The organism is Marinimicrobium agarilyticum DSM 16975 (genome assembly GCF_000423345.1).
Taxonomy (GTDB): Bacteria; Pseudomonadota; Gammaproteobacteria; order Pseudomonadales; family Cellvibrionaceae; genus Marinimicrobium; species Marinimicrobium agarilyticum.
The window spans coordinates 67,699-90,162 of the sequence record NZ_AUHU01000003.1; the positions used below are offsets into that span (position 1 = coordinate 67,699).

19 protein-coding genes and 1 tRNA gene are annotated in these 22,464 nt (G+C 59.5%); 13 read left to right on the forward strand and 7 right to left on the reverse strand.

The annotated features are described in order from the left end of the window. The first annotated feature begins 11 nt into the window (after positions 1-11). From G547_RS0100330 to G547_RS0100350, 5 genes are all read left to right on the forward strand, one after another. The gene (locus G547_RS0100330) at positions 12-677 is read left to right on the forward strand and encodes a methylamine utilization protein (RefSeq protein WP_157209732.1); all 666 of its coding nucleotides are present in this window, start codon (positions 12-14) and stop codon (positions 675-677) included. A gap of 18 nt (positions 678-695) precedes the next feature. Then, positions 696-3,026 carry a putative bifunctional diguanylate cyclase/phosphodiesterase gene (locus G547_RS19360; protein WP_051234502.1) on the forward strand — a complete coding sequence of 777 codons (2,331 nt, stop codon included), beginning with the start codon at positions 696-698 and terminating at the stop codon, positions 3,024-3,026. Then, positions 3,023-3,898, forward strand: a complete 876-nt coding sequence (locus G547_RS0100340) for a DUF3034 family protein (RefSeq protein ID WP_027328145.1) — start codon at positions 3,023-3,025, stop codon at positions 3,896-3,898. The genes G547_RS19360 and G547_RS0100340 overlap by 4 nt, the downstream gene beginning before the upstream one ends. Beyond that, the gene (locus tag G547_RS0100345) at positions 3,898-4,350 is read left to right on the forward strand and encodes a group I truncated hemoglobin (RefSeq protein ID WP_084645488.1); all 453 of its coding nucleotides are present in this window, start codon (positions 3,898-3,900) and stop codon (positions 4,348-4,350) included. Before G547_RS0100340 ends, G547_RS0100345 begins: the two co-directional genes overlap by 1 nt. A 79-nt stretch (positions 4,351-4,429) precedes the next feature. Then, a complete protein-coding gene (locus G547_RS0100350; RefSeq protein ID WP_027328147.1) occupies positions 4,430-5,425 on the forward strand; it encodes a CobW family GTP-binding protein in 996 nt (331 codons plus the stop codon). A 7-nt stretch (positions 5,426-5,432) separates the two neighbouring features. Here G547_RS0100350 and G547_RS0100355 read toward each other — a convergent pair whose 3' ends face one another. Then, positions 5,433-6,041 carry a DUF3299 domain-containing protein gene (locus tag G547_RS0100355; RefSeq protein WP_027328148.1) on the reverse strand — a complete coding sequence of 203 codons (609 nt, stop codon included), beginning with the start codon at positions 6,039-6,041 and terminating at the stop codon, positions 5,433-5,435. A 32-nt stretch (positions 6,042-6,073) separates the two neighbouring features. Here G547_RS0100355 and G547_RS19365 point away from each other — a divergent pair, with 32 nt between their 5' ends. The 3 genes from G547_RS19365 to G547_RS0100370 all read left to right on the forward strand — a co-directional run bounded on the left by G547_RS19365 (position 6,074) and on the right by G547_RS0100370 (position 10,713). Further along, the gene (locus tag G547_RS19365) at positions 6,074-6,787 is read left to right on the forward strand and encodes an ABC transporter ATP-binding protein (protein ID WP_036186328.1); all 714 of its coding nucleotides are present in this window, start codon (positions 6,074-6,076) and stop codon (positions 6,785-6,787) included. Between the two features lie 2 nt (positions 6,788-6,789). Continuing rightward, positions 6,790-8,148, forward strand: coding sequence for an ABC transporter permease (locus G547_RS0100365; protein WP_051234504.1), 1,359 nt, complete (start codon positions 6,790-6,792; stop codon positions 8,146-8,148). Positions 8,149-8,298: 150 nt separating this feature from the next. Continuing rightward, on the forward strand, positions 8,299-10,713 hold the full coding sequence (locus G547_RS0100370; RefSeq protein WP_027328150.1) for an acyl-CoA dehydrogenase: 2,415 nt from the start codon (positions 8,299-8,301) through the stop codon (positions 10,711-10,713). 199 nt (positions 10,714-10,912) lie between these two features. Here the strand turns inward: G547_RS0100370 and G547_RS0100375 are convergent, their stop codons facing one another. The 6 genes from G547_RS0100375 to tviB all read right to left on the reverse strand — a co-directional run bounded on the left by G547_RS0100375 (position 10,913) and on the right by tviB (position 16,306). Continuing rightward, a complete protein-coding gene (locus tag G547_RS0100375) occupies positions 10,913-12,088 on the reverse strand; it encodes a lipase family protein (protein WP_027328151.1) in 1,176 nt (391 codons plus the stop codon). 47 nt (positions 12,089-12,135) lie between these two features. Then, a complete protein-coding gene (locus G547_RS0100380) occupies positions 12,136-12,636 on the reverse strand; it encodes a DUF6795 domain-containing protein (protein ID WP_027328152.1) in 501 nt (166 codons plus the stop codon). Between the two features lie 319 nt (positions 12,637-12,955). Then, positions 12,956-13,032, reverse strand: a tRNA-Arg gene (locus G547_RS0100385). Between the two features lie 52 nt (positions 13,033-13,084). Next, complete coding sequence (locus G547_RS0100390; RefSeq protein WP_036186332.1) at positions 13,085-13,987, reverse strand: XrtA system polysaccharide deacetylase; 903 nt, start codon at positions 13,985-13,987, stop codon at positions 13,085-13,087. A gap of 4 nt (positions 13,988-13,991) precedes the next feature. After that, positions 13,992-14,999: an NAD-dependent epimerase gene (locus tag G547_RS0100395; RefSeq protein WP_027328154.1), complete on the reverse strand. Its 1,008-nt coding sequence runs from the start codon at positions 14,997-14,999 to the stop codon at positions 13,992-13,994. Positions 15,000-15,031: 32 nt separating this feature from the next. Continuing rightward, positions 15,032-16,306: a Vi polysaccharide biosynthesis UDP-N-acetylglucosamine C-6 dehydrogenase TviB gene (tviB, locus tag G547_RS0100400; RefSeq protein ID WP_027328155.1), complete on the reverse strand. Its 1,275-nt coding sequence runs from the start codon at positions 16,304-16,306 to the stop codon at positions 15,032-15,034. Between the two features lie 253 nt (positions 16,307-16,559). On the opposite strand from tviB, the gene G547_RS0100405 reads away from it, so the two are divergent. From G547_RS0100405 to G547_RS0100425, 5 genes are all read left to right on the forward strand, one after another. Then, positions 16,560-17,978: a TIGR03013 family XrtA/PEP-CTERM system glycosyltransferase gene (locus G547_RS0100405; protein WP_027328156.1), complete on the forward strand. Its 1,419-nt coding sequence runs from the start codon at positions 16,560-16,562 to the stop codon at positions 17,976-17,978. Between the two features lie 76 nt (positions 17,979-18,054). Beyond that, positions 18,055-18,675, forward strand: a complete 621-nt coding sequence (locus G547_RS0100410; protein WP_084645490.1) for an XrtA/PEP-CTERM system exopolysaccharide export protein — start codon at positions 18,055-18,057, stop codon at positions 18,673-18,675. A gap of 14 nt (positions 18,676-18,689) precedes the next feature. After that, on the forward strand, positions 18,690-20,204 hold the full coding sequence (locus G547_RS0100415) for an XrtA system polysaccharide chain length determinant (RefSeq protein WP_027328158.1): 1,515 nt from the start codon (positions 18,690-18,692) through the stop codon (positions 20,202-20,204). 13 nt (positions 20,205-20,217) lie between these two features. Next, positions 20,218-21,042 carry a tyrosine-protein kinase family protein gene (locus tag G547_RS0100420; protein ID WP_051234505.1) on the forward strand — a complete coding sequence of 275 codons (825 nt, stop codon included), beginning with the start codon at positions 20,218-20,220 and terminating at the stop codon, positions 21,040-21,042. Positions 21,043-21,080: 38 nt separating this feature from the next. Next, positions 21,081-22,403, forward strand: coding sequence for a TonB-dependent receptor (locus tag G547_RS0100425; RefSeq protein WP_027328160.1), 1,323 nt, complete (start codon positions 21,081-21,083; stop codon positions 22,401-22,403). Positions 22,404-22,464: the final 61 nt, after the last annotated feature.

The window sequence follows — 22,464 nt, forward strand, 5'->3', positions numbered from 1 at the left end:
CCACGCCTGCAATGATCAACGAGGATGCCATGACCCTGCGAGCGCTGTTTATTCTGTTAGGCCTCGGCCTGTTTGCCAGCCCGAGTCATGCCGGCGCTGTGCAGGTGGACGTGCTGACGGCGTCCGGTCAGCCCCTGTCGGACGCCGTGGTATCGCTGCAGGGAGAAGGTGGCGCTGGGGCACCCCCGGCGGCGACCGAGGCGATCATGGACCAGCGGGATCGCCAGTTTGATCCGCGGGTTCTGGCCGTGCGCACCGGCACCCTGGTTCGCTTTCCCAACAGTGATGACATCCGTCATCATGTCTATTCGTTCTCACCCGCCAAACGCTTCGAGCTTCGCCTGTATCACGGCACCACGGCCGAACCCGTGCGGTTCGACCAGGCAGGGAAAGTTGCTCTCGGTTGTAACATCCACGACGGCATGCTCGGTTTCATCTATGTCTTGAACGCTCAGTGGTTCGGCGTCTCGGGCGCCGAGGGTCAAGTCACTCTGACCGGCATTCCGGCCGGGGACTACCAGTTGCAGGTGCAGCACCCCCGTTTGCCCGAACCGCTCGAACAGAGGGTCACAGTGTCGTCGGGCGGCTTCCAGCAACAGGTGGTACTGGAGGGCTTGTTGCCGGCTCCGGGCCAAGAGGAACCGGAATCCGAGCTCGAACGGTTGTTCGATCGGTAATGGGGGCAGGACGCTGAGATGATTCGTACCAGTTACCTTTTTAAAGTGCTGCTGTTGCTCCTGGGGCTGGTGTTGTTGGTGGAACTTGCGTCCTATTCCGCCACCCGCCTGGTGGTGCGCGAAACCATCACCGACAACGCGCGCCGGGAGCTCGAACGGGGCGGTCAGGTGTTCGCTGAACTGATCGAAGCTCGAGCGGAACAGTTGTCCCTGTCGGCCCAGGTATTGACCGACGACTTTGGCTTCAAGGAGGCGGTGGCCCTGGCCGACGCGCCCACCTTGCGCTCGGCCCTGAACAACCACGCTGCCCGGATCAATGCCGATATCGCCCTGGTGGCCGATCAGTCCGGGCAATTGGTGGCCAGCACCCAACCCCTGTCCGAGCAGAGCTGGAGCTACCTGGCTACCCATATTGGTGTGGGGGAAAGCCGTACCCAGCACCGCTCGTTGATGATCAACGGCCGACCCTATCAATTTGTCATGTCCGCCGTGCGCGCACCCTTGCCCGTGGGTGTCGCGGGGCTGGGCTTTGAAATCGACAACCGCCTGACCGAAAATCTAAAGCGTCTGACCGGTCTGGAGGTGTCGTTTATCAGCCTTCAGCAGGAGCAGGGGCCTCAGTATCTGAGCGGTACCTTGGCGCCGAGTCAGCGGGAGGCGTTGCTGAGCCGGCTGTCGGCCTCGGTACCGGAGCCCGAAACGGTAGTGGTGACCGAGCAGAATATGACCCTGCTGCTGCCGGTCTCCCAGCAGCCAACACCGCTGGCGGCCGTGCTCCAGGTGCCCATGGAGCAGGTGCTCGCGCCCTTTAGCCGCCTCAACGGCCAGCTCCTTTGGGTGGCGCTCGGCTTTTCGGTACTGGCGGCCCTGTTGGCGGTCTTGTTGGCGCGGGGGGTCACGCGTCCGGTCAGCGCCCTGGCCAATGTCGCCCGGCGTATCGCCAGCGGCTACTACGATACCCCAGTGGCGGTGCACTCCCGGGACGAGCTCGGGGAGCTGGCCGAGGGCTTTACCAAAATGCAGACCGCGATTGCCGAACGGGAACAAAAGATTCTTTATCAGGCCCAGCACGACCAGATGACCGGGCTGATCAATCGCACTCAGCTGTTCCCGGAGATCGAGAGCGCCATCGAGCGCGCGCTCTGGTCGGAGGGCTCCTTCGCCCTGGTGGTGCTCGACCTGGACAACTTCAGTCGGGTGAACGACGCCCTGAGCCCCGAGATGGGCGACCGGGTGCTGGCGGAAGTAGGGCGGCGCCTGGAAGCCGGAGTGTCACCGGACGACCGGGTCGCGCGCCTGGGCAGTGATGAGTTCGCCATCCTCCTCTGGCAGGTGGACCGGGAAGAGGCGCTGGCCCGGGCCGAGGCGCTGGTGGCCCAGTTTCGCCAGGATATTCAATTGGATGACTTGCAGTTGAGTATGGACCTCAATCTGGGCGTGGTGCTCTACCCCGAGGATGGCGACCAGCCCGAATCTCTGCTGCGGCGGGCCAACCTGGCGTTGAACCAGGGGCGCCAGGACCGGCGCCGGGTTACGCTCTACCAGGAAGGATGGGACGAGCGCCATCTGAGACGGCTGGCCTTGTTTGGCGAATTCAAACAGGCCCTGGCCGAATCACAATTGAGTGTGTTCTATCAGCCCAAACTTTGGCTCGACGGCAGTGGCAAAGTGGGGGCCGAAGCACTGGTGCGCTGGAAGCACCCGAGCATGGGAATGATCAACCCGGAAGAGTTTGTGTCGGTGGCTGAAAGCACCGGCCAGATCGGGCTGCTGACGCGCTGGGTGCTGCGCGAGGCGGTGACACAGGCGGCGCAGTGGAGCGCACAGGGCCACCTTTCGGTAAACCTGTCGGCGCTGGATCTGCTCGATGATGATCTGCCGGGCTATGTTCAAAGTCTGCTCACTGAAAAAGAACTCCCCGCCAAGCGGCTTTGTCTGGAAATTACCGAAAGCGCCATCATGCGCGAAGCGGAAAAAAGCCTGAACAATCTCGAGCGGCTTCGTGCGCTGGGGGTCAGCCTGTCCATTGATGATTTCGGCACGGGCTACTCCTCCCTGTCGCAATTGAAGAAACTGCCGGTGGAAGAACTCAAAATCGACAAATCGTTTATCCTGAAGCTCGATCAGAACGAGGACGATCAGTTGATTGTCCGCTCCACCATCGAGCTCGGTCACACTCTGGGGCTGCAGGTGACGGCGGAAGGCGTTGAGAGCGCCGCCATCGAAAAGAAGCTGCTCGAGTGGGGCTGTGATCGGGTTCAGGGGTTTTATTACAGTAAACCGTTGCCGCTGCCGGAGTTTCTGGCGTGGCTGGCGGGTAATGCCGAGCGGTTGGAGAAGAAGGCATGACGGTATTCCGGTGGACGCCCTCCCTCCTGGGGGTGTTGTTGTGCGTTCTCAGTGGGTCGGTCCTCGCCCAAAGCGAAGGCAGTCGGCTGTTGGCCACGGGCGCGGCAGCCAGCCTCGAGGGTGCTTCGGGCGGAGGCATCGTGCCCATGGCTGTGCTATCGGGCTACGGCACTCGCGAAGAACAGGGCGGCACCCTGTTTGGCAGCCTCGTACAAACCGACGATTATGCCCTGTCGGTCATCGGCGGGAGCTGGAGCTGGCATAACCGACTGGAAGTCTCCCTCGCCCGCCAGCGCTTATCCCATCAACCCTTGAGCGAGCGACTCGGGGTGGCGCCCTCCAGTATTGAGCAGCGCATTTTCGGGGCCAAGGTCCGGCTGGTGGGCGACTTGATCTACACCCCCTGGCCCCAGGTCAGCCTGGGTGTGCAACACAAGCAGAACGAAGACTTTTTTGTGCCCGCCGCCGCCGGTGCCCGCGACGACAGCGGCACCGACGTTTACCTCAGCGCCACCAAACTGGTCCTGGCGGGCCTGGCCGGGCGCAACCTGCTGCTGAACGCCACGGCCCGGTCCACCAAAGCCAACCAGTTAGGGCTGGTCGGGTTCGGCGGGGACCTGAACAATGAAGCCGAGTGGATGGCGGAAGTCTCCGCCGGTGTGTTCCTCAATCGTCACTGGCTGGTTGGGGCCGAGTACCGGCAAAAGCCCGACAACCTGTCCTTTATTCTCGAAGACGACTGGCGCACGGCGTTTGTGGGCTGGTTCCCGAACAAGCAGGTTTCCCTGGTGGCGGCCTGGGTGGATCTGGGGGAAGTGGCCACCTTCCCGGACCAGACCGGGTGGTATCTGTCACTTGAGGGGAGTTTCTGATGAGCCGAGGTATAAAAGCCCTTATAAGAATCCCCGCGAAAGTGGTGTTCGTTGGTGGGCTGTTTGTGCTGAGCGCCTGCGGTCACTTGGGGCCCCAGAAAAATCTTTACCAGGCGCTCGGGGGCGCCAAGGGCGTAGACGCCATTGTCTATGAGCTGATCGTGCGAATCGCCGACGACGAACGGGTAGTGGATCGTTTCCATAACGTGGATATCAGCCGCTTCAAAGCCGGGCTGGAAACCTACATCTGCAGCGTCGCGAATGGACCCTGCGACTACACAGGCGACTCCATGCAGGTGGTTCACGCCGGGCACCAGTACACCGATACCGAGTTCAACACCATCGTCCAGTTGCTGATCGAGGCCATGGAAGCCGAGGGTGTGCCCACCGTGACCCAGAACCGGCTTCTGGCCCGCCTGGCGCCGGACTACGAGGCCATCGTGTATCAGTAACGGCGGACTGCGGCGCCAAGGATTGCCAAGAATTCCATACATGTTATAACGTAACGGAATTGTTACAGGGAGCACACTTATGGCACAGGCCGTTCCAACCAATCTGATCACCGGTTTTCTCGGGGTCGGCAAGACCACAGCGATTCGGCATCTGTTGGCGCACAAGCCCGCCGGTGAAACCTGGGCGGTGTTGGTCAACGAATTCGGGGAAATCGGTATCGATGGCGCTCTGCTGCGCGAGGGTGGCGCCCGGGTAAAAGAGGTGCCCGGCGGCTGTATTTGCTGTGTGGCCGGGCTGCCGATGACCGTGGCGCTGAATCAATTGCTCGGCAAAGAGCGGCCCGACCGCCTGCTGATCGAGCCCACCGGGCTTGGTCACCCGGCCCAGATCCTGGGCACGCTGACCGGCCCCTTCTACCAGCAGGTGCTTGAGCTGAAGGCCGCCGTGACATTGGTGGACCCGCGCAAACTCGCCGACCCCCGCTATACCGACAACGCCAACTTTCTCGATCAACTGGCCGTGGCCGATGTGCTTGTCGCCAACAAAGCCGACCTGTGTGCCCCCGAGGACTGGGAGCGTTGGGAAGCCACGGCCCGGGCGTTCGATCCGCCCAAAGCGCGGGTGGAAACGGTCAGCCAGGGAGCGATCGAGCCGCACTGGTTGGATGAACCCCACCGGGAGCGGCCCCTGCAACATCCCCACGCCCATCGGGAGGAGCGGTTGCGCGCCCCGCAGGGGCCGGTCGAAGAGGTGCTGTCCCTGCCGGAAGGCGAATCATTGCTGCGCCGGGAGAACCGGGGTCAGGGCCACTACAGTTGTGGCTGGGTTATGACGCCCGATTGGGCGTTCAGCTTTCGCGACCTGTTTTGCTGGTTAAACGGTCTGTCGGTGATCCGCCTCAAGGCAGTGATGATTACCGACGAGGGGGTATTCAGCTTTAACGGCCAGGATGGTGTCATCAGCGTGACCGAACTGGATGAAACCCCGGACAGCCGAATTGAACTGATTGACGTCGAACCGGTGGATGCCGAGGCGCTACAACTCCAGTTGGAGGCACTCCGGGTGGCGGCCTGAGCCGCCGTTATTCCCGGTACTCGACGATTTTGTCGGCCGCCATGGAGTAGGAGGACAGTGCCGTGTCATTCTCGACCGTCTCAAGACGCAAGGTGCCCGTTACCCAGAAAGGCGTGTACAGGTTATCGAGCTGAAGGCCCTCGGGGTAGCGCACGAAAATAATCTGGTTGGGCGGTGGCGGTGGCACATGAATGCAGGCGCCGTAGTAGGGCACCAGGAAAAACTCGCTGATGTTCATGGCGTCGTCAAACTCCAGGGGCACGACGAAGCCGGGCAGGCGTATTTGGGTATTGTCGAACTCCGGGCGCGTTCGGGTGGAAACCAGCGCGTCTTCCCAGGTACGTTTGCCTTTGCCCTCCGGCGCCATGGCCTGGGCGATGGCATTTTCCACATCGCTGCTCAGTTGGCGGTTTTCCGGGCGCAGGCTGTTGTTGGCGGGGTCTTCTATGACACCCTCGCCCCCGGTGTCACCGTGGTCGGGCGTGGGCATGGTCTCCAGCAGTCGAAGGTCCTCCTCGGGCATGAGGTCGGTCCACTCGATGGTTTTTGGGGAATCTGCCGCGACCGAAGCGGTCCATAGGACTCCCAAGATAAGCAGCGGCTGGTACCAGCGCATACGTTCTGACTCCAAGACTGAAATTAAGGATTATGACTACAGACCACTTGCAGGACCCTTCGACTCCCGCGATTGTACTCAAAGATGTCCGGTTTTCCTGGGCGCAGGATCAATCGCCCCTGTTCACGATTCCCGATTGGGGGCTGAACCGCGGTGAACGCCTGTTTCTGTACGGCCCCTCCGGGTCGGGCAAGACCAGCCTTTTGAACCTGCTGGCGGGTATCATTCTGCCACAGAACGGGCGGGTCGAGCTGTTGGGCCAGTCCATGAATGCGCTGTCCGGCCGCGCCCGTGACCGCTTTCGGGCACGCCACATCGGCGTAGTGTTCCAGCAGTTCAACCTGATTCCTTACCTCAGCGTGCTGGATAACGTCGGCCTGGCGGCGCACTTCGCCCGGGATACCGACCGGGTTCGTGAGCGCTCCCTTGAGCTTCTGCGCCGGCTTGACCTGCCGGAAGCCCATGATCACCGGCCCGCGAGCCACTTGAGCGTGGGGCAGCAGCAGCGGGTCGCGGTGGCCCGCGCATTGATTTCGCGCCCGGAAATCGTGTTGGCCGACGAGCCCACCTCCGCGCTGGACAGCGATAGCCGGGCGGCCTTCATGGCCCTACTGCTCGAACAGGTCGAGGCGGTGGGCAGCACGCTGGTGTTCGTCAGCCACGATCGGTCGCTGGCCAGCGACTTTGACATTCACAGGGACCTGCGCGAGCTGTCCCGCCCCTTCGATTCTGCGGAGAGCCGATAACAATGTTGCTCAAACTCGCCCGTCGCAGCCTCTGGAGCCGTCGAACCACCGCGCTATTGACCATTCTCTCTCTGAGCATCGGTGTTGCCCTGTTGATTGGCATTCATCATTTGAGGGAACAGGCTCGGAGCAGCTTTCAGCAGACCCTCTCGGGCACGGATCTCATTGTCGGTCCCCGCGGCGGGCAGATGAATCTGTTGCTTTACTCCCTATTTCAGATGGGCCAACCCTCCAGCACCCTGTCGGCCAGTCAGTATGAACGACTGGCGGAACACCCCATGGTGGAGTGGGCCGTGCCGATTGCCCTGGGAGACTCGGTGCAGGGGTTTCCGGTCATTGGCACCCACTGGTCGTATTTTGAACACTATCGGTACGGGGACGGCCAGCCATTGACGCTGGCCCAAGGTCGCCGGTTTGCCGCTATGAGCGACCACGAAGTCGTATTGGGGGCGACCGTGGCGGAACGGCTGGGTTACTCGCGCGGGGATTCACTGGTCATTGCCCACGGTAGCGGGGACGTCAGCTTTACTCACCACGAAGGCCACCCGATGACCGTCGTGGGTATTCTGGCACCGACCGGTACCCCCGTGGACCGGCGGGTACACGCCACACTGTTGGCAATTGAGGCGCTTCATAGCGATGAAACTGAGTCGCACGCCGGTCATGCTGGCGACCACGACCACGACCACGACCACGACCACGACCACGACCACGGAGCGTCGCCACAACACGACCAAGGGCATCAGGCGCACGAGTCGGAACACGAGCATCATGATCATGCCAAACACGCTGAGGCAGAGGTGGTGCCCGGTGATGTCAACGCGGTGTTGCTCGGCCTCAAGGCCCGGCCCATGGTCTTTGCCTTGCAGCGGGAGCTCAACACCAACGCCGACTCCCCCATGACCGCCATTATTCCCGGCGTGGTCCTGACTCAGCTCTGGCAGAGCCTGGGGGTGGCAGAGGACCTGTTGTACCTGATCAGCTTTCTGGTGCTGTTGGCCACCCTGGCCGGGATGATGACCATGCTGCTGGCCTCCATGGGGGAACGCCGGCGTGAGTTGGCGATTTTACGCGCGGTAGGCGCCGGGGGCGGCACGCTCTTTTGCCTGATTGAACTGGAGGTCGCCCTGATTACGGTGGTCAGCCTGGTGGCCGGCGTCGCCCTGGTCGTGCTGGGGCTGGCCGTGGCGCAGCCCTGGCTTGCCGCCGAATTCGGACTGTTTATCGCCATTAATCCAATCAGCACACAGACGGCGTACCTTATGGTGGGCATACTGGCCCTGGCGTTGTTGATGGGGCTGGTGCCCGGTCTGGCCGCGTATCGGCGCACCGTCGCTGAGGGATTGAACTCGGGCGTTTAGCCCCCGACAATTGGGTAAAAATTGTCCCAAGCACGCTGAAAAGTACGCTATTGTTATGGAATCTCTGGCCAATTCCCCGCGAAGGGCTCAGAGGCATTTGCGAGGGCCGGAGACTGAGCCCTCCCGTCGGACACGAAAGGGAGAACCTGTATGTTTTTGCTGTCGATTATTCTGCTGTTGGTCGTCATCTCCGTGGTGATTTACCGGCGCATTCCGCTACCGCTGGGCTCCGCCGTCGTGGCGCTGGCGTGGTTCCTGTTGGGCTTCCTTTCGCCGGCGCTCTGGTCACTCTGGCTGGTGATTCCCCTGGCCGCGGTTCTCCTCATTCTCAACGTCCCGGCGCTGCGCCGACCGGTCCTGTCAAAGCCGGTTTATCAGGTGCTCGGTAAAGCCATGCCCAGCATGAGCGTGACCGAGCGCGAGGCGCTGGAAGCTGGCACAACGTGGTGGGAAAAAGACCTGTTCAGCGGTCGCCCCGACTGGCACGAGTTTGCCCAGATCGGCCTGCCGCAATTGAGCGATGAAGAGCAGAGCTTCCTCGATAACGAGGTCACCGAGCTCTGTGCCATGCTCAACGAATACGAGATTCATCATCACCTGAAGGATCTGCCGCCCGAAGCCTGGCAGTTCCTGAAAGACAAGGGTTTTCTGGGCCTGATCATTCCCAAGGAATTCGGCGGCCGGGACTTCAGCCCCTACGCCCAGAGCCGGATCATGAGCAAAATCGCCAGCCGCTCCGGTACCGCCGCGGTGACGGCCATGGTGCCCAACTCGCTCGGTCCGGGTGAGCTGCTGATGAAGTACGGCACTGACGAACAGAAACAGCGCTGGCTCCCCGGCCTGGCGGATGGCAGCGAGATTCCCTGCTTTGGCCTGACCGGCCCGGAAGCCGGTTCCGACGCTGGCTCCATCCCCGACACCGGCATCGTCTGTAAGGGCGAGTTTGAGGGCAAAGAAGTGGTCGGCCTGAGGCTGAACTTCAGCAAGCGCTGGATCACCCTCGCGCCGGTGGCCACGGTGGTCGGCTTGGCCTTCAAACTGCACGACCCTGAGGGTCTGCTGGGCGACAAGAACAAGAGCGACTACGGCATCACCTGCGCCTTGCTGCCCGCCAGCCATCCCGGAATAGAAATCGGCAAGCGCCACCATCCGGGCTCGCCTTTCATGAACGGTCCGGTCAAAGGCAAAGACGTCTTCATTCCGGTGGACTGGATCATCGGTGGCGCCCCCATGGCCGGGCGAGGCTGGCGCATGTTGATCGAATGCCTGGGCGCGGGCCGGGGTATCTCCCTGCCGGCCCTGGCCACTGCCAGCGGCGAAATGCTCTACCGCACCGTCGGGGCCTACGCCCGTATTCGCCGCCAGTTCAATACCGAAGTCGGCAAGTTTGAGGGCGTTCAGGAAGCGACGGCAGACATCGCCTGCTGCGCCTACACCATGGAAGCCTTCCGGCAGATGGTCACCAAAGGCCTGGAGACCGGCGCGCCCTCGGTCATGACTGCCATGGCCAAGTATCACGCCACGGAAATGATGCGTCGGGTTGTCAATCACAGTATGGACGTGGTGGGTGGTCGAGCCATTCAGCACGGCCCACGCAATTTCCTGGCGCTGCCCTACCAGAGCGTTCCGGTGGCCATTACCGTGGAGGGGGCCAACATTCTGACCCGCTCGCTGATGATCTTCGGCCAGGGCGCCATGCGCTGCCACCCCTATCTGTTCGAAGAGCTGCAGGCCATCCAGGCTGAGGACCAGGAAAAAGGGCTGAAAGATTTCGACAAGCTGTTCATTCGCCATTTGGGGCATCTGTTCAGCAATGTGGCGCGCGTCAAAGTCATGGGCATTACCCGGGCGCGCTTCAGCGGTGTGCCGGAGAACGCGGACGACTTCAGTCGCCGCTGGTATCAGCGGATCAACCTGCTGAGCTCGACGCTGGCCGTGACCTCGGATCTGGCGTTGGGTATTCTCGGCGGCGACCTGAAGCGACGCGAGCTGCTCTCCGCCCGGTTGGGCGACGTTCACAGCCAACTGTTTATCGCCTGCTCCATTCTGAAGTACCACTCGGCCCACGCCCGCACCGACGAGGAAGACGCGCACGCCGACTACGCCCTACGCTATGCGCTTTATACCGCGCAAGAGGCGTTGTACGACTTCTACCGAAACTTCCCCATGGGCTGGCTGGCCTGTGCCGTGAAGTGGATCGCCTTCCCGCTCGGGCGGATTCTCTCCAAGCCGGACGACCACGCCATCCGCAAACTGGGCGGCCTGATCATGGAAGACAACCCGGTGCGCAAGGCCTTCCGTCCCTTCGTGTATGAAAACGACAATCCGGAAGACACCATCGGCCGGGTGGAGACCACCTACCAGATGTTGCTCTCTGTGGAGCCGGCCTGGAGTACGTTCGTGAAGGCCCAGGCAAAAGGAGAAGTCACGGGAGAAACCCTGGAGGATCGTTTGAAAGATGCGGCGGCCAAGGGCCTGATCCGAGAGGAGGAAGTGCCTAAGCTGAAAGAGTACGATGCCCGCCGCTACGACTGCATCCTCACCGATGCCTTCGACAAGCTCTAAGCTGACGACGGCACCGCGCTACGTTGCTGGTTCATAAGATCAGACCAGACGTAGCGCGGGTAAGCCAAAGGCGCACCCGCGAACCCATGGAGACTCGATAGGCTCCAAAACGCAAAAAAGCCCACGTCGAAACGTGGGCTTTTCAATATGGCGTGCCCGGGAGGGTAAAAAATGGAGATAACGTCCAACCTGAATCCGATCAGACAGAATGCCCATTGACCAGTGACTGATCAATGACCCTCCGGACCATGCCATTCACCTTTTGCTGCAGCTCCAGTAAGACCTGTCTCAAAAAAGCCTGCGTGATATCGGCTCCCTCCGCGATATCTGGGCGCCCAAGCAACAACAGTATTTTCCGGACCAGATAGAACACCCACCGCGAGACGGTTTCGCTGACGCTGATACCTTTCTCCAGCATAAAGGCGATACTGTCCAAAATGGTAAGTTGGGTCGAACCGGCCAGTGACAGAAGGCGGGCCGCGCCGGCCATGCATCGCTCGAGAACATAGACCATTGCCTTGCCCAACCACTCCAGGCTGTCGGCGGTCACACCGACGAAGGTCTTGTCCAGCAGCCAACGCTCCACGGCGGCATCTGATCCGGCATTACTTTGGGGCTCCGTGAGAGTCTGCCAGCTTTTATCACCGATGCTATCGGCGTAGAGCCCGATGCTGTGGTCGTTTGAGGAGGGCAAGGCTCCGATGGCCGGGAGTCGGTACGTACGACCCTGAAACGGGGCGTGAATAAAAGGCCAGATGGGCACGTGAGGCACAATATCCGAACGTCGGTGAACACGATAGAAGTTCGTCGAGCCCAGCGTTCGGGTATGCACGCTCACAAATCCATGCAGGCCCACCCTGGGGGCGCCGAAGGTGTAGAGACACGGTTTGGTGTTGTAGGCCAACTCGATCCACTCGGCACACAAGCTGGCCACCGCGCCCCCCAGGCTGTGTCCGATACAGTGGATTTTTGTGCCGGAAAGCTGTCGCATGAGCGCGATAAGCTGGGGCCGAAGGGACTTGAAGGTTTCACTGAACCCGGTGTGAACCGGCTGATTGTTGCTGGAGCGGGACAAGGTGGCGTTGAGATTCGTCAGCCAATCGGCCAGAAAATCGGTTCCTCTGAAGACAATAAAGGAGTGCCCCTCAAATTGTTTCCGGCCCATCAAACAGAGGCCGAACGCGGTTCGGCATTTCAGGAATCCGGGGCCGCCGGTTTTTGCGGCAATAGGGCTGTTTCCCAGGATCTCAAAAGTGTTTCCGTACCTCAACTTGACCGCTTTGACGGCGTCGCTTTGCGACGGTGTGCTGGTCAGAAGGTATATCGCCTCTGCAAGGTCTACGGCTTGGTTCGGTTTGATGGAATGGTTCGACATGGATAAACTCCCTTTTCGCTAAATGTGCGTTTTGAATATTGACGCAGTTAACTTTCCCAAATGTGGCTCTTCGACGCATCGGGCTCTACATCCCATTCGCAGAGGCTAAAAACGATGCCGCCGCTGACCTCAATATATTTCTCCTCGCTGTGTAAATCACACCTTACAACCAGCGGATCCCCTTTAGACTCGGCGTTTAGCGTCGGATCTCGTTTGACACCACCCCAGATCCTGATCTCTTCGTCCTTGTAGTGGGCGTGTATTTGTTGTGGCGCCATAAACTCCATCGGCAGGAATTTCGCGACTGTCCGTTCAGTCATCGCCGGGAAGTAAAAGCGACCTTGCGCATCCGTGACAGTTTCGTCTTTCTGTTCAGTTTGCCACTTGGCGGTGCGCACCAAACGGACGTGGGGCGCGGGCTTTCCATCGACCGTCAGCACGCCGGACATTTCTGAAAACAGGCAGACTTTTCCCACATCGGAAAGGCTCATAGCAAAGACTCCCGCGCTGATGAGCGCCATAAATACAAAAAGGAGAGGTTTCAGCATGCCGAAAAGCCAGGAAGTGGCAAGTTGGCACGAGGACAGGGATGGGTGGGGTGGTTCATATCGCTCCTTGGGATAATGGCTTCCGAAAGCTAAACGCTAGCAGGCGCTGCGGGCGCTTGCAACGCTTGATGGGCCATTTTGTGATTGTGTTCAAGGAGCTTTCTACGGCGTCGGCAGCGGGGAGCTGATGGCCGGACACCAATCGGCCGGGAGCCAATTGGGACGCCATTTGGCGCCCGCAGGGCAAGTGGCAGGGAAGACACTTGTCTATCCGAGGGTGCAATAAAAAAGCCCGTGCAAAGCACAGGCCTCATCAATGTGGCGCACCCGGCAGGATTTGAACCTGCGACCAACGGCTTCGGAAACCGCTACTCTATCCAACTGAGCTACGGGTGCGTCTCGTCAAGAGGGCGCGATTTTACAGAGTCTGACCCCTTTCGTCTATCCGTCAGGCGGCATCAGAGGCTTTCTCTGCCCCAAGCTCCCGCAAATCCAACGTTTTGCTGAGCGTAACCGTTCCCAGGCTCTCGCTCATGGTGCCGAAAGGGAAGTCCTTGATCATGCGCTCCAAGCGCGGCAGGCAGCGATGCAGGTTGGTGTAATGCCGGAAGCGGGAGAACCAACTGGCATTGGGAATGCGGGGTTGCTCCGGGTCAATCTCCCAGGGGTGCAGGTAAAAAATCTGCGGCTTGCGGCCACTGTCGCTCGCTTTCTGAAACAGCCAGCGTGACAGCGCATAAGGGTACTGGCGAAAGTAACCACCGCCGGCGGCCGGCACGGCCTGGCCCATCACTTTGGCGGTGGTCAGGGGGAATTCGGTCAGCTCGGCGCCGCTGCGGGTAATAATCCGGTAGGGCTCTTCGGGGCTGCCCGGAATACCGTAGTTGTCATGCCGGGTGGGGAAAATACTGGAATCCCAGGTGAAACCCAGCTCCGCCAGAATATCCAGGGCCCAGAGAGACTGGCGGGTAATGGAGTAACTGGCCGCGCGATAGCCGTTCACGGCAGTACCGGTAATATCTTCCAGAATCTGTTTGGAGCGGCGGGTCTCCTCCCGAAATACCTCGGGCGTCTGCTTGTAGATCAACTGATGGCTATAGCCGTGAGAGGCAATCTCGTGGCCCTCGGCCTGAATCCGCTTCACCAATTCCGGATGGCGCTCGGCCACCCAGCCCAAAATGAAAAAGGTGATCTTGATGCCCGCCTCGTCGAACAGCTTCAGCAACCGATCGGTATTGGCCTCCACCCGGGACGGCCACTGCTCCCAGTCCTCGGGTTTAACCACACCGAAGAACGCCGCGACCTGATAGTAGTCCTCGACATCGACGGTCATTGCATGAGTGACGGTCATAGGGCTAAACCTTGTAATAATCCCGATACCAACGCACGAAATTCTCGATACCGGTTTCCACGGGAGTGGCGGGCTTGTAATTCACATCCTCAATCAGCGCGTCCACATCGGCATAGGTATCCGGCACATCCCCGAGCTGCAGCGGCAGCAGATTCTTCTCCGCCTTCTTGCCCAGGCAGTCTTCCAGCACTTCAATGTAGCGCAACAACTCCACCGGGTTATTGCTGCCGATGTTGTAAATCCGGTACGGGGCCTTGGATGTGGCCGGGTCGGGCGCGTCACTGTTCCAGTCGGAATTCGCCGGCGCCACATGATCCAGCGTACGGATGACGCCCTCGACGATGTCATCAATGTAGGTGAAGTCCCGGCGGTGGTGGCCGTAGTTGAACACGTCGATGGGCTCGCCCGCGAGAATCTTCCGAGTGAAAATGAACAGCGCCATATCCGGTCGGCCCCAGGGGCCGTAAACGGTAAAGAAGCGCAGGCCGGTGGTGGGCAGGCCAAACAGGTGGCTGTAGGTGTGTGCCATCAGCTCGTTGGACTTTTTACTCGCCGCGTACAGGCTCACCGGGTGGTCCACATTGTTGTGAACCGAAAACGGCATGGCGGTATTGGCGCCATACACGGAGCTGCTCGAGGCGTACACCAGGTGCTCACACCCGAAGTGACGACAGGCTTCGAGGATGTTGATAAAGCCGGTGATGTTGCTGTCGATGTAAGCCTGCGGGTTGATCAGCGAATAGCGTACACCCGCCTGGGCAGCCAGGTTCACGACCCGGTCCGGCTTGTGCTCCTTGAACACCTTGTCGATGGCTGCTTTGTCTTCCAGATTCGCCCGGATGTCGGTAAAGCCGGCGTGCGCCGTGGCGCGGGCCAGACGGTCCTTTTTGATCTGGACGTCGTAGTAATCGTTGAGGTTGTCGATTCCCACCACTTCATCGCCGCGCTCGAGCAGGCGCAGTGCCAGGTGGTTGCCAATAAAGCCGGCGGTGCCGGTGACCAGTACTTTCATGAGCTTTCCCGTATTGTGTTCAGGCCGCGCCCTCAGAGGCGGGCGTCAACTCTGTCTTTCGGCAGAATGTGCTTCACGTCGTAGAGCACGTGATTGCCCCGACCCAGGGCGCGAATGGCGTCGACGCCCATTTCCTTGAATTCCCGGTGGCCGACGCAGAGTACGATGGCGTCGTAGTGGCCGGCCTTGGGTTCGGAAATGAGTTTCAGGCCGTATTCCTCCTCGGCTTCCTCGGCGTCCACCCAGGGGTCGTACACATCCACGTTGGAGTGGTACTCCTGAAACTCCCCGATGATGTCCACGACGCGAGTGTTGCGCAGGTCCGGGCAGTTTTCCTTGAACGCCAGGCCCATGATCAGCACATTGGCATCCACCAGGTGGAGTTTGCGTTTGGTCATCAACTTGACCACTGAGGCGGCGATAAAATGCCCCATGCCGTCGTTGATGCGCCGCCCGGAGAGGATCACTTCCGGGTTGTAGCCGACCTGTTGCGCTTTGTGGGTCAGGTAGTAGGGGTCCACACTGATGCAGTGCCCGCCCACAAGGCCCGGGCGGAAGGGCAGGAAGTTCCACTTGGTGCCGGCCGCCTCCAACACTTCCAGGGTGTCGATGCCCAGGCGGCTGAAAATCAGGGACAATTCGTTCACCAGAGCGATGTTGATGTCGCGCTGGGTGTTCTCAATCACCTTGGCTGCCTCGGCCACCTTGATGCTGCTGGCCTTGTGGGTGCCCACGGTCACGATGCGTCGGTACAGCGAATCCACATAGTCCGCGACCTCCGGCGTCGAGCCTGAAGTCACCTTCACGATGTTGTGAACCCGGTGCTCCTTGTCGCCCGGGTTGATCCGCTCCGGGCTGTAGCCGGCGAAGAAGTCTTTGTTGAAGGTCAGGCCCGAGCCCTTCTCAATCAGGGGAACGCAGACCTCTTCGGTGCAGCCGGGGTAGACCGTGGATTCGAAAATCACAATGCTGTTCTTCCCGATGACGCGTCCAAGCAGCGCCGAGGCCTTCTCAAGCGGCGTCAGATCGGGTTGTTTACCGTCGTTGATGGGGGTGGGGACCGTGACGATGTACACATCCAGATGGCGGATGTCGTTCTCATCGGAGGAAAAGCTCAACCGTTCGGAAGCTTTCAGCTCCTCGGTGCTGACTTCCCGGGTATGGTCCCGCCCGGCCCGAAGCTCACTGATTCGTTTGGGGTTGATATCAAAACCGACGGTCTGGATCTGCTTGCCGAACTCTGCCGCGAGGGGCAGGCCGACATAACCCAAACCGATCACACAGAGAGAGGGGTCACTGGCGAACATAACGCTGTTTATCCTTGGGGTGTCCGGTAAATCCTGGAAGTGCACATTGGCGCAAAGAGATGCGCGCTATTTAGCCCGTAAGTTACCACATTTTCATGACAGGGCGCGACGAGGCTCGAGGGAGTTTTTGCATGTCGAAAATCTTGTCACATCTACGGTCAAAAAGGCTGGCCCAGTGGTCGAGAAGTATGCCGAAAAACCGCTATAATGCGGGGCCTCGAGAACACATCACACCCTCAAAAGGACCCGGGTTTTGTCATATATACGGCTCAACAAACATTATATCCACTTACCCTACTTATTCCTTGGAGTCATTGAGCTGGGTCTGTTGGTCGCCGCCGCCTGGGCCGGTGAACGTTGGCACCAGTCATTAACGGAGCCCGCCGCGCCTTTTTGGGGCGCCCCGGATTCCTGGTGGCCCAGTGCCATATTCGCGGTGGTGCTCAGCTGCTGCACCCTTTCCATGGGCGTTTACATTGCACTGGTCCGGGAGGGGTACTCCAGCATGTTGTTGCGCACCCTGGTCAGCTTTTTCCTTCTGGGCAGTGCGGCCCTGTTCATCCTGAATATGCTCAGCGCCGGTGGCCTGATGCCGCAGGGAGTGATTTTCTGGGGGGTTCTGTTCGCCACCGCGCTGGTGCTGGTGGCGCGGGCGGTTTTTCTGAAATTGGTCGACACCGCCGAACTCAAGCGCCGGGTGGTGATATTTGGGGCGGGCGCCCGGGCGCAGAAACTGCTTGAGAACCTGGAACCGGAGCGGGACGTCATTGGCGTGCAGGTGGTGGGCTGTATTCCCAGCGGCAGCGAGACCGTCGAGGTGGATGAAGCGTTGCTGTTGCCACCCCCGAGAGATTGGGTCCGGTTCGTCAAAGCGCAACAAATTTCCGAGATTGTTGTCTCCCCGGATGAGCGTCGTCAGCGCGATGGCGGAGTTTTCCCCCTGAACGAGCTGATTGACTGTAAGCTGGTGGGGGTGCCGACCAGCGAGGGCCTGGCCTTTTGTGAGCGCGAGCTGGGGAAAATCGACATCAGTATTCTGCAGCCAAGCTGGATGCTGTTTTCCGACGGTTTCAAATACTCCAAACGTCGCTCCATTGCCAAGCGGTTGTTTGATGTTGGACTGGCGTCCCTGTTTGTCCTGATACTTTGGCCGTTCATGATTCTTACGGCCCTGGCGGTGATGCTCGAAAGCGGGCGTCCGGTCCTTTACTTCCAGGAGAGAGTCGGTCTAAATGGCCGAACCTTCCGCATCTACAAGTTTCGAAGTATGCGTCAGGACGCGGAAAAAGGCGGCAAGGCCGTCTGGGCCCAGAAGAACGACAACCGGGTGACCAAGGTAGGGGCGTTTATCCGCAACACCCGCCTGGATGAGCTTCCCCAGCTGTACAACGTGCTCAAAGGGGATATGAGCTTTGTCGGTCCGCGCCCGGAGCGGCCGGAGTTCGTCAGGGACCTCTCGGAGCAGATTCCCTTTTACGACACCCGGCACAAGGTGAAGCCCGGCCTGATGGGCTGGGCGCAGTTGAAATACCCTTATGGCGCGTCGGTAGAAGACGCTCGCAACAAGTTGCAGTACGATCTGTACTACACGAAGAATCATAGCTTCCTGATGGATATGCTGATCATGATTCAAACCGTCGAAATTGTGCTGTTGGGTAAGGGTGTGCATTAGAGCCCGATCCTGTCTGTAGCAGGGTTGCACTCACCCGGCCCGGCGGCGAACCGATAACTGAAGGAGATTAGGCGTGATGAAATTGAACGTTTTTCGGGCAAGCTTCGGCTTCTGGGCTTTATTGGTCGTTTTATTGTCCGCCTGCTCCACCGGGCCGATTACCCAGCCGCCCGCGACGAAAGAGGTGCTCGCCGAGTATCACATCGGTGTTGGCGACTCTTTGCGGATCAACGTCTGGCGCAACGCGGAAATCTCCAGCGACGTGCCAGTGCGCCCTGATGGCATGATCTCTTTGCCCCTGGTGGGCGATATAGAAGCGGCCGGACGGACCACCGAGGAGCTGGGGGCAGCCTTGACCACCGCCTTGACTGATTATGTCCGCAACCCCCAGGTTACGGTGATCGTCACCAACCCTGCCAGCTCTGACTATCAGCGTCGGGTGCGCATTACGGGAGCGGTTCAGAACCCACAATCGCTGCCTTACCGCGATGGGATGACCGTGCTGGACTTGGTGCTCATGGCGGGCGGCCCCAACGAGTTCGCCTCACCCAACAAGGCCAAGCTCTACCGCCGGGTGGAAGGCGAGGTCAAAGTCTATCCCATCCACCTGGAAGATCTGATTGAAAAGGGGAAGGTTCAGACCAACTACTCCCTGCAGCCCTCGGATATCGTGACCGTCCCTGAACGGGCGTTTTAAGGCCGGAACCCTTTATGGATAAATCGTTTATTATCGACCTGCTCAAATCGCTTAAATTTGAGGCCATCCGCTTTCGGGTGTGGGTCGTGCTTCTCTTTATTGTGGTGGCCTTTGTGCCGCTGGTGGTGGGGTATTTGTGGCCCAATACGTACACCACCGACGCGGTGCTCTACGCCGATGAGACCAACATTATTGAGCCGTTGCTCAAAGGCAGGGCTTCTGTTACCGGCGTTGACCGGGCCAAACAGGCGCAGGAATCCCTTTACACTCGCCGGGTGCTGGAAAAAGCCGCCGAGGAGGCCGGGCTGATTGACGCCCGGACGCCGGAAGACCGAAAAGCGGCGGTCGTTCGTCAGTTGCGTAACGGCGTAACGGTGAGAACCGAGGGAACCAACAATTTCCGGGTTCTGTATAGCGCAAACAGCCCGGATAAGGCGTTCACCGTTCTCAATAGCGTAGTGAACGTCTTTATTCAGGACACGGCCCGGCGCAAGCGGGAAGAAAGCGTGGGTGCCTTCAACTTCATCGACGCTCAGGTAGAGTCCTACCGCAAGCAGCTTGAGTTGGCGGAAGAAAAACTCAAGAATTTTCGCGCCCAGAATACCGATGGCACTGAAGCTCAGGTGAGTGGCCGAATCAGCCAGTTGAGAAACGATATCGAAATGCTCAAGCTGGAGATCCAGGAGTCCGAGTCAAGAATTGCCTCCACAAAGGAGCAGTTGAGCCAGGAAAGTCAGTATCAGGTCGCGAGAGGAGAAGTGGACCGCCTGCGCGACCGTCGTCGTGAACTACGCCGGCAGCTGGACCAACTGTTGCTCAGCTACCAGGAGGAATACCCCGATGTGGTTTCATTGCGACAGCAGATCCAGGATATCGACGAAGAAATTGCTCAGATCGAGTTTTCCGGTGAGTCCTATGGCAGCGCTCAAACCACGGAAAACCCCTTATACGAGGAGTTGCGCAAGCAGCTGTCGGTAGCGGAGGTCAACCTGACGGCGCAAAAGCGGCGCATGGAGTCTCTGCAAAAGCTGCTGGAACAGGAATATGCCCGGGCCGAACGCGTGGCGGCGAACCAGGCACAACTGTCGGAACTGACCCGTGACCTGGATGTGACCCGCAAGGTCTATAATGAAATGCTCGAACGGAAGGAGTCCGCGCGCATGTCGATGACGCTGGATATTGAAGGGCAGGGCGTGAATTATCGGATTCAGGATCCGGCGACTTTCCCTCTGGAGCCCTCTGGTCTGCGGTATGTGCATTTTGCGATCGCCGGCCCCTTTCTTGGGCTTCTGGCGCCGCTGGGCTTGCTGTTCCTCTATGTCTTTCTCGACCCGCACTTCCGCTCGGCTAACGCGGTACAGCAGCAGTTGCCCGAAGGGGTAGAGCTTATGGGGGTCATTCCTCATTACCACACGCCGTTGACCACCCGGCTTTTACGCAAAGATATGATTGTGCTTGTCGGACTCAGCGTTCTGGCCATGGGCGCCTACGTGGCGTTATCCATCGTCTGGTATGGTGTCAAAAACTGATCGAGGTGGTGAAATGAATGACGAACGCCGATCGTCTGGGCCACCCAAAGACAAGAAGTCGGAGCTCAACCTTCGAACATTTATCGAGAGGCTCGAAACCGTGAAAGAAGAGCGCCCCCAAGACCCCTTGATCAAGAGTGCCGTCTCCGAGCACCGCAAGCGCGAACAGATCAAGAGCATGGCCACCCCGGTCATCTGGACGCAGGAAGAGCTGTACGAGAAGAAGGTCATCTTTACCGGCATGCGTGAGCGGGAACTGCTCAACGCCTTCCGGGAAGTGCGCATCCGCTTGCTCCAGAAAAGCAAAACCGACAATGTGGTGGCGATGGTCTCTTCGCTGGCCGAAGGCGGGGGTGGCACCTTTACGGCCTTCAACCTGGCGGCCACCTTCGCGCTCGACCGCCACAAGACCGCCCTCTACGTGGACTGTAATCCCTACAACTCCTCGGCAGAGAAGTTCACCGTCGCGCCGGTGGAAGCGGGGCTGACCCAGTATTTGCATGACTACACCGTTCCGTTGAAGCACATCATCTATCCCTCCGGGGTAGAGCGTTTGCGGGTAATTCCGTCTGGCGCGGGCAGTGATTCCGCCGCCGAGTTTTTCAACTCCAAGCGGATGGAAGTCCTGATTTCCGAGATCAAGACCCGCTACCCCGATCGCTTTATCGTGCTGGACGCGCCCTCGGTGGAGTCCACCACGGAGGCGCGCATCCTGTCGCAATACTGCGACCACGCGCTTCTGGTGGTACCTTTTGGTAAAAGTACCCAGTCCGACATTCTCGCCGGCATTGAGTCCGTTGGGCGGGACAAGTTCGCTGGGCTGATTTTCAACCACTGACCTCTCGGCAGAGGCTGCGCACGGATAAGGAAAATGCCATGAGAACATTGAACGGCTTTCTCACTAAGCGTCTTGTCTCGAGCTGGCCGGCGCCCGCCCTGTTGCTGGTGGTGCCTTTGCTGGCGCCCTCCACGGTGCTCGCGGAAGGCGAGTGGCGTGCAAGCGTGGGCCTTCGCACGGAATACACCGATAACGCCAATAAGTCCGAGGAAGATCCCCTTTCGGAGCGCCAGGATGAGGCCGAATTAAGTGTGGGGGGCAACTATGCCAACCGCTGGATTTCCTTCGAGGCGGGCTATGAGGCCAGTGAGCGCCGGTTCAATGAAGGGTCTCAGGAGGACAGAAGCCTGCTCCGGGGCGATAGTGAGCTTGTAGTGGGCCAGCCGACCGACCCCATGGACCTGGTGATCACCCACAGCCGACGAACTGTGCTCAATGCGCCGGACGAGGTTGACCTGTTGAAAAACAACGATGAGAGAACCATCCTCTCCGCCATGCCCAGTGCCCGCTGGCGGCCAACGGGGGCCGATCTCCTGATGGTGAGAGGGCAATTTTCGGAAGTCGATTACCGGTTTCGACCCGAACGTAACTCGGAGCGCCAGGGGGCGAGTCTGGTTTGGCAGAGAGAAGTGTCCGAGGTGGATTCACTGTCTCTCACGGGCCAGCACACAGAGGTTTCTTTCGACGCCGCTCCTTTGGCGGATTATGAATACCGTGCGGCCAACCTTTCGTACCAGGTTTCTTTGCGTCAGCTTCAATACCAGATCCAGGTTGGCTATAACGAAAGCAGCCCCAAGGTTGGAGACGGGCTATCCAGCCCCAGCTATCTGGTAGACGTAACGTTCGGCGAAGGCGGCAATCGCTGGGGCTTCAATGCCAGCCAGTTTATTACCGACAACTCCTCCGGCAGTGGCAATCAGGGTGATTTGGGCGACTTTACGCCCGGTGATTCCTCTTCCGGGGAGCTGGATCAGCTTGAGCGCACTCGCGCCGAGTTGCGCTGGATGAATCAGACGCTTTGCGCGCGCTGTAACCTCACCGCCTCTCTTTACTGGCAAAGTGATGATTACCGCGTTGAGAATGAAGATCAGGACGAACTCGGTGTTCGACTCTCGGCTCGTTATGAGGTAAGCCAGCAGTCCTCTCTGGATATCTCCTGGCAACGTCGGGACCGGCAGTTTGAAAGCGCGGCGGAACGCTCCGATTTCCAGCAAGATCGCTTGCGTGCCCGCTACGAATACCAATTCGTGAATGGTGTCGGTCTGAATGTATTCATGGCCCGTAATGATCGTCAGTCCGACGACAATAACCGGGAGTACGACGAGACCTCGGGCGGCTTGGGCTTGAGTTACACTTTTTGATCAAAATGTCCAAAAAATGAGCACTTAATCAAGTAACGTCTCCTATAAGTTGGGATTGGGT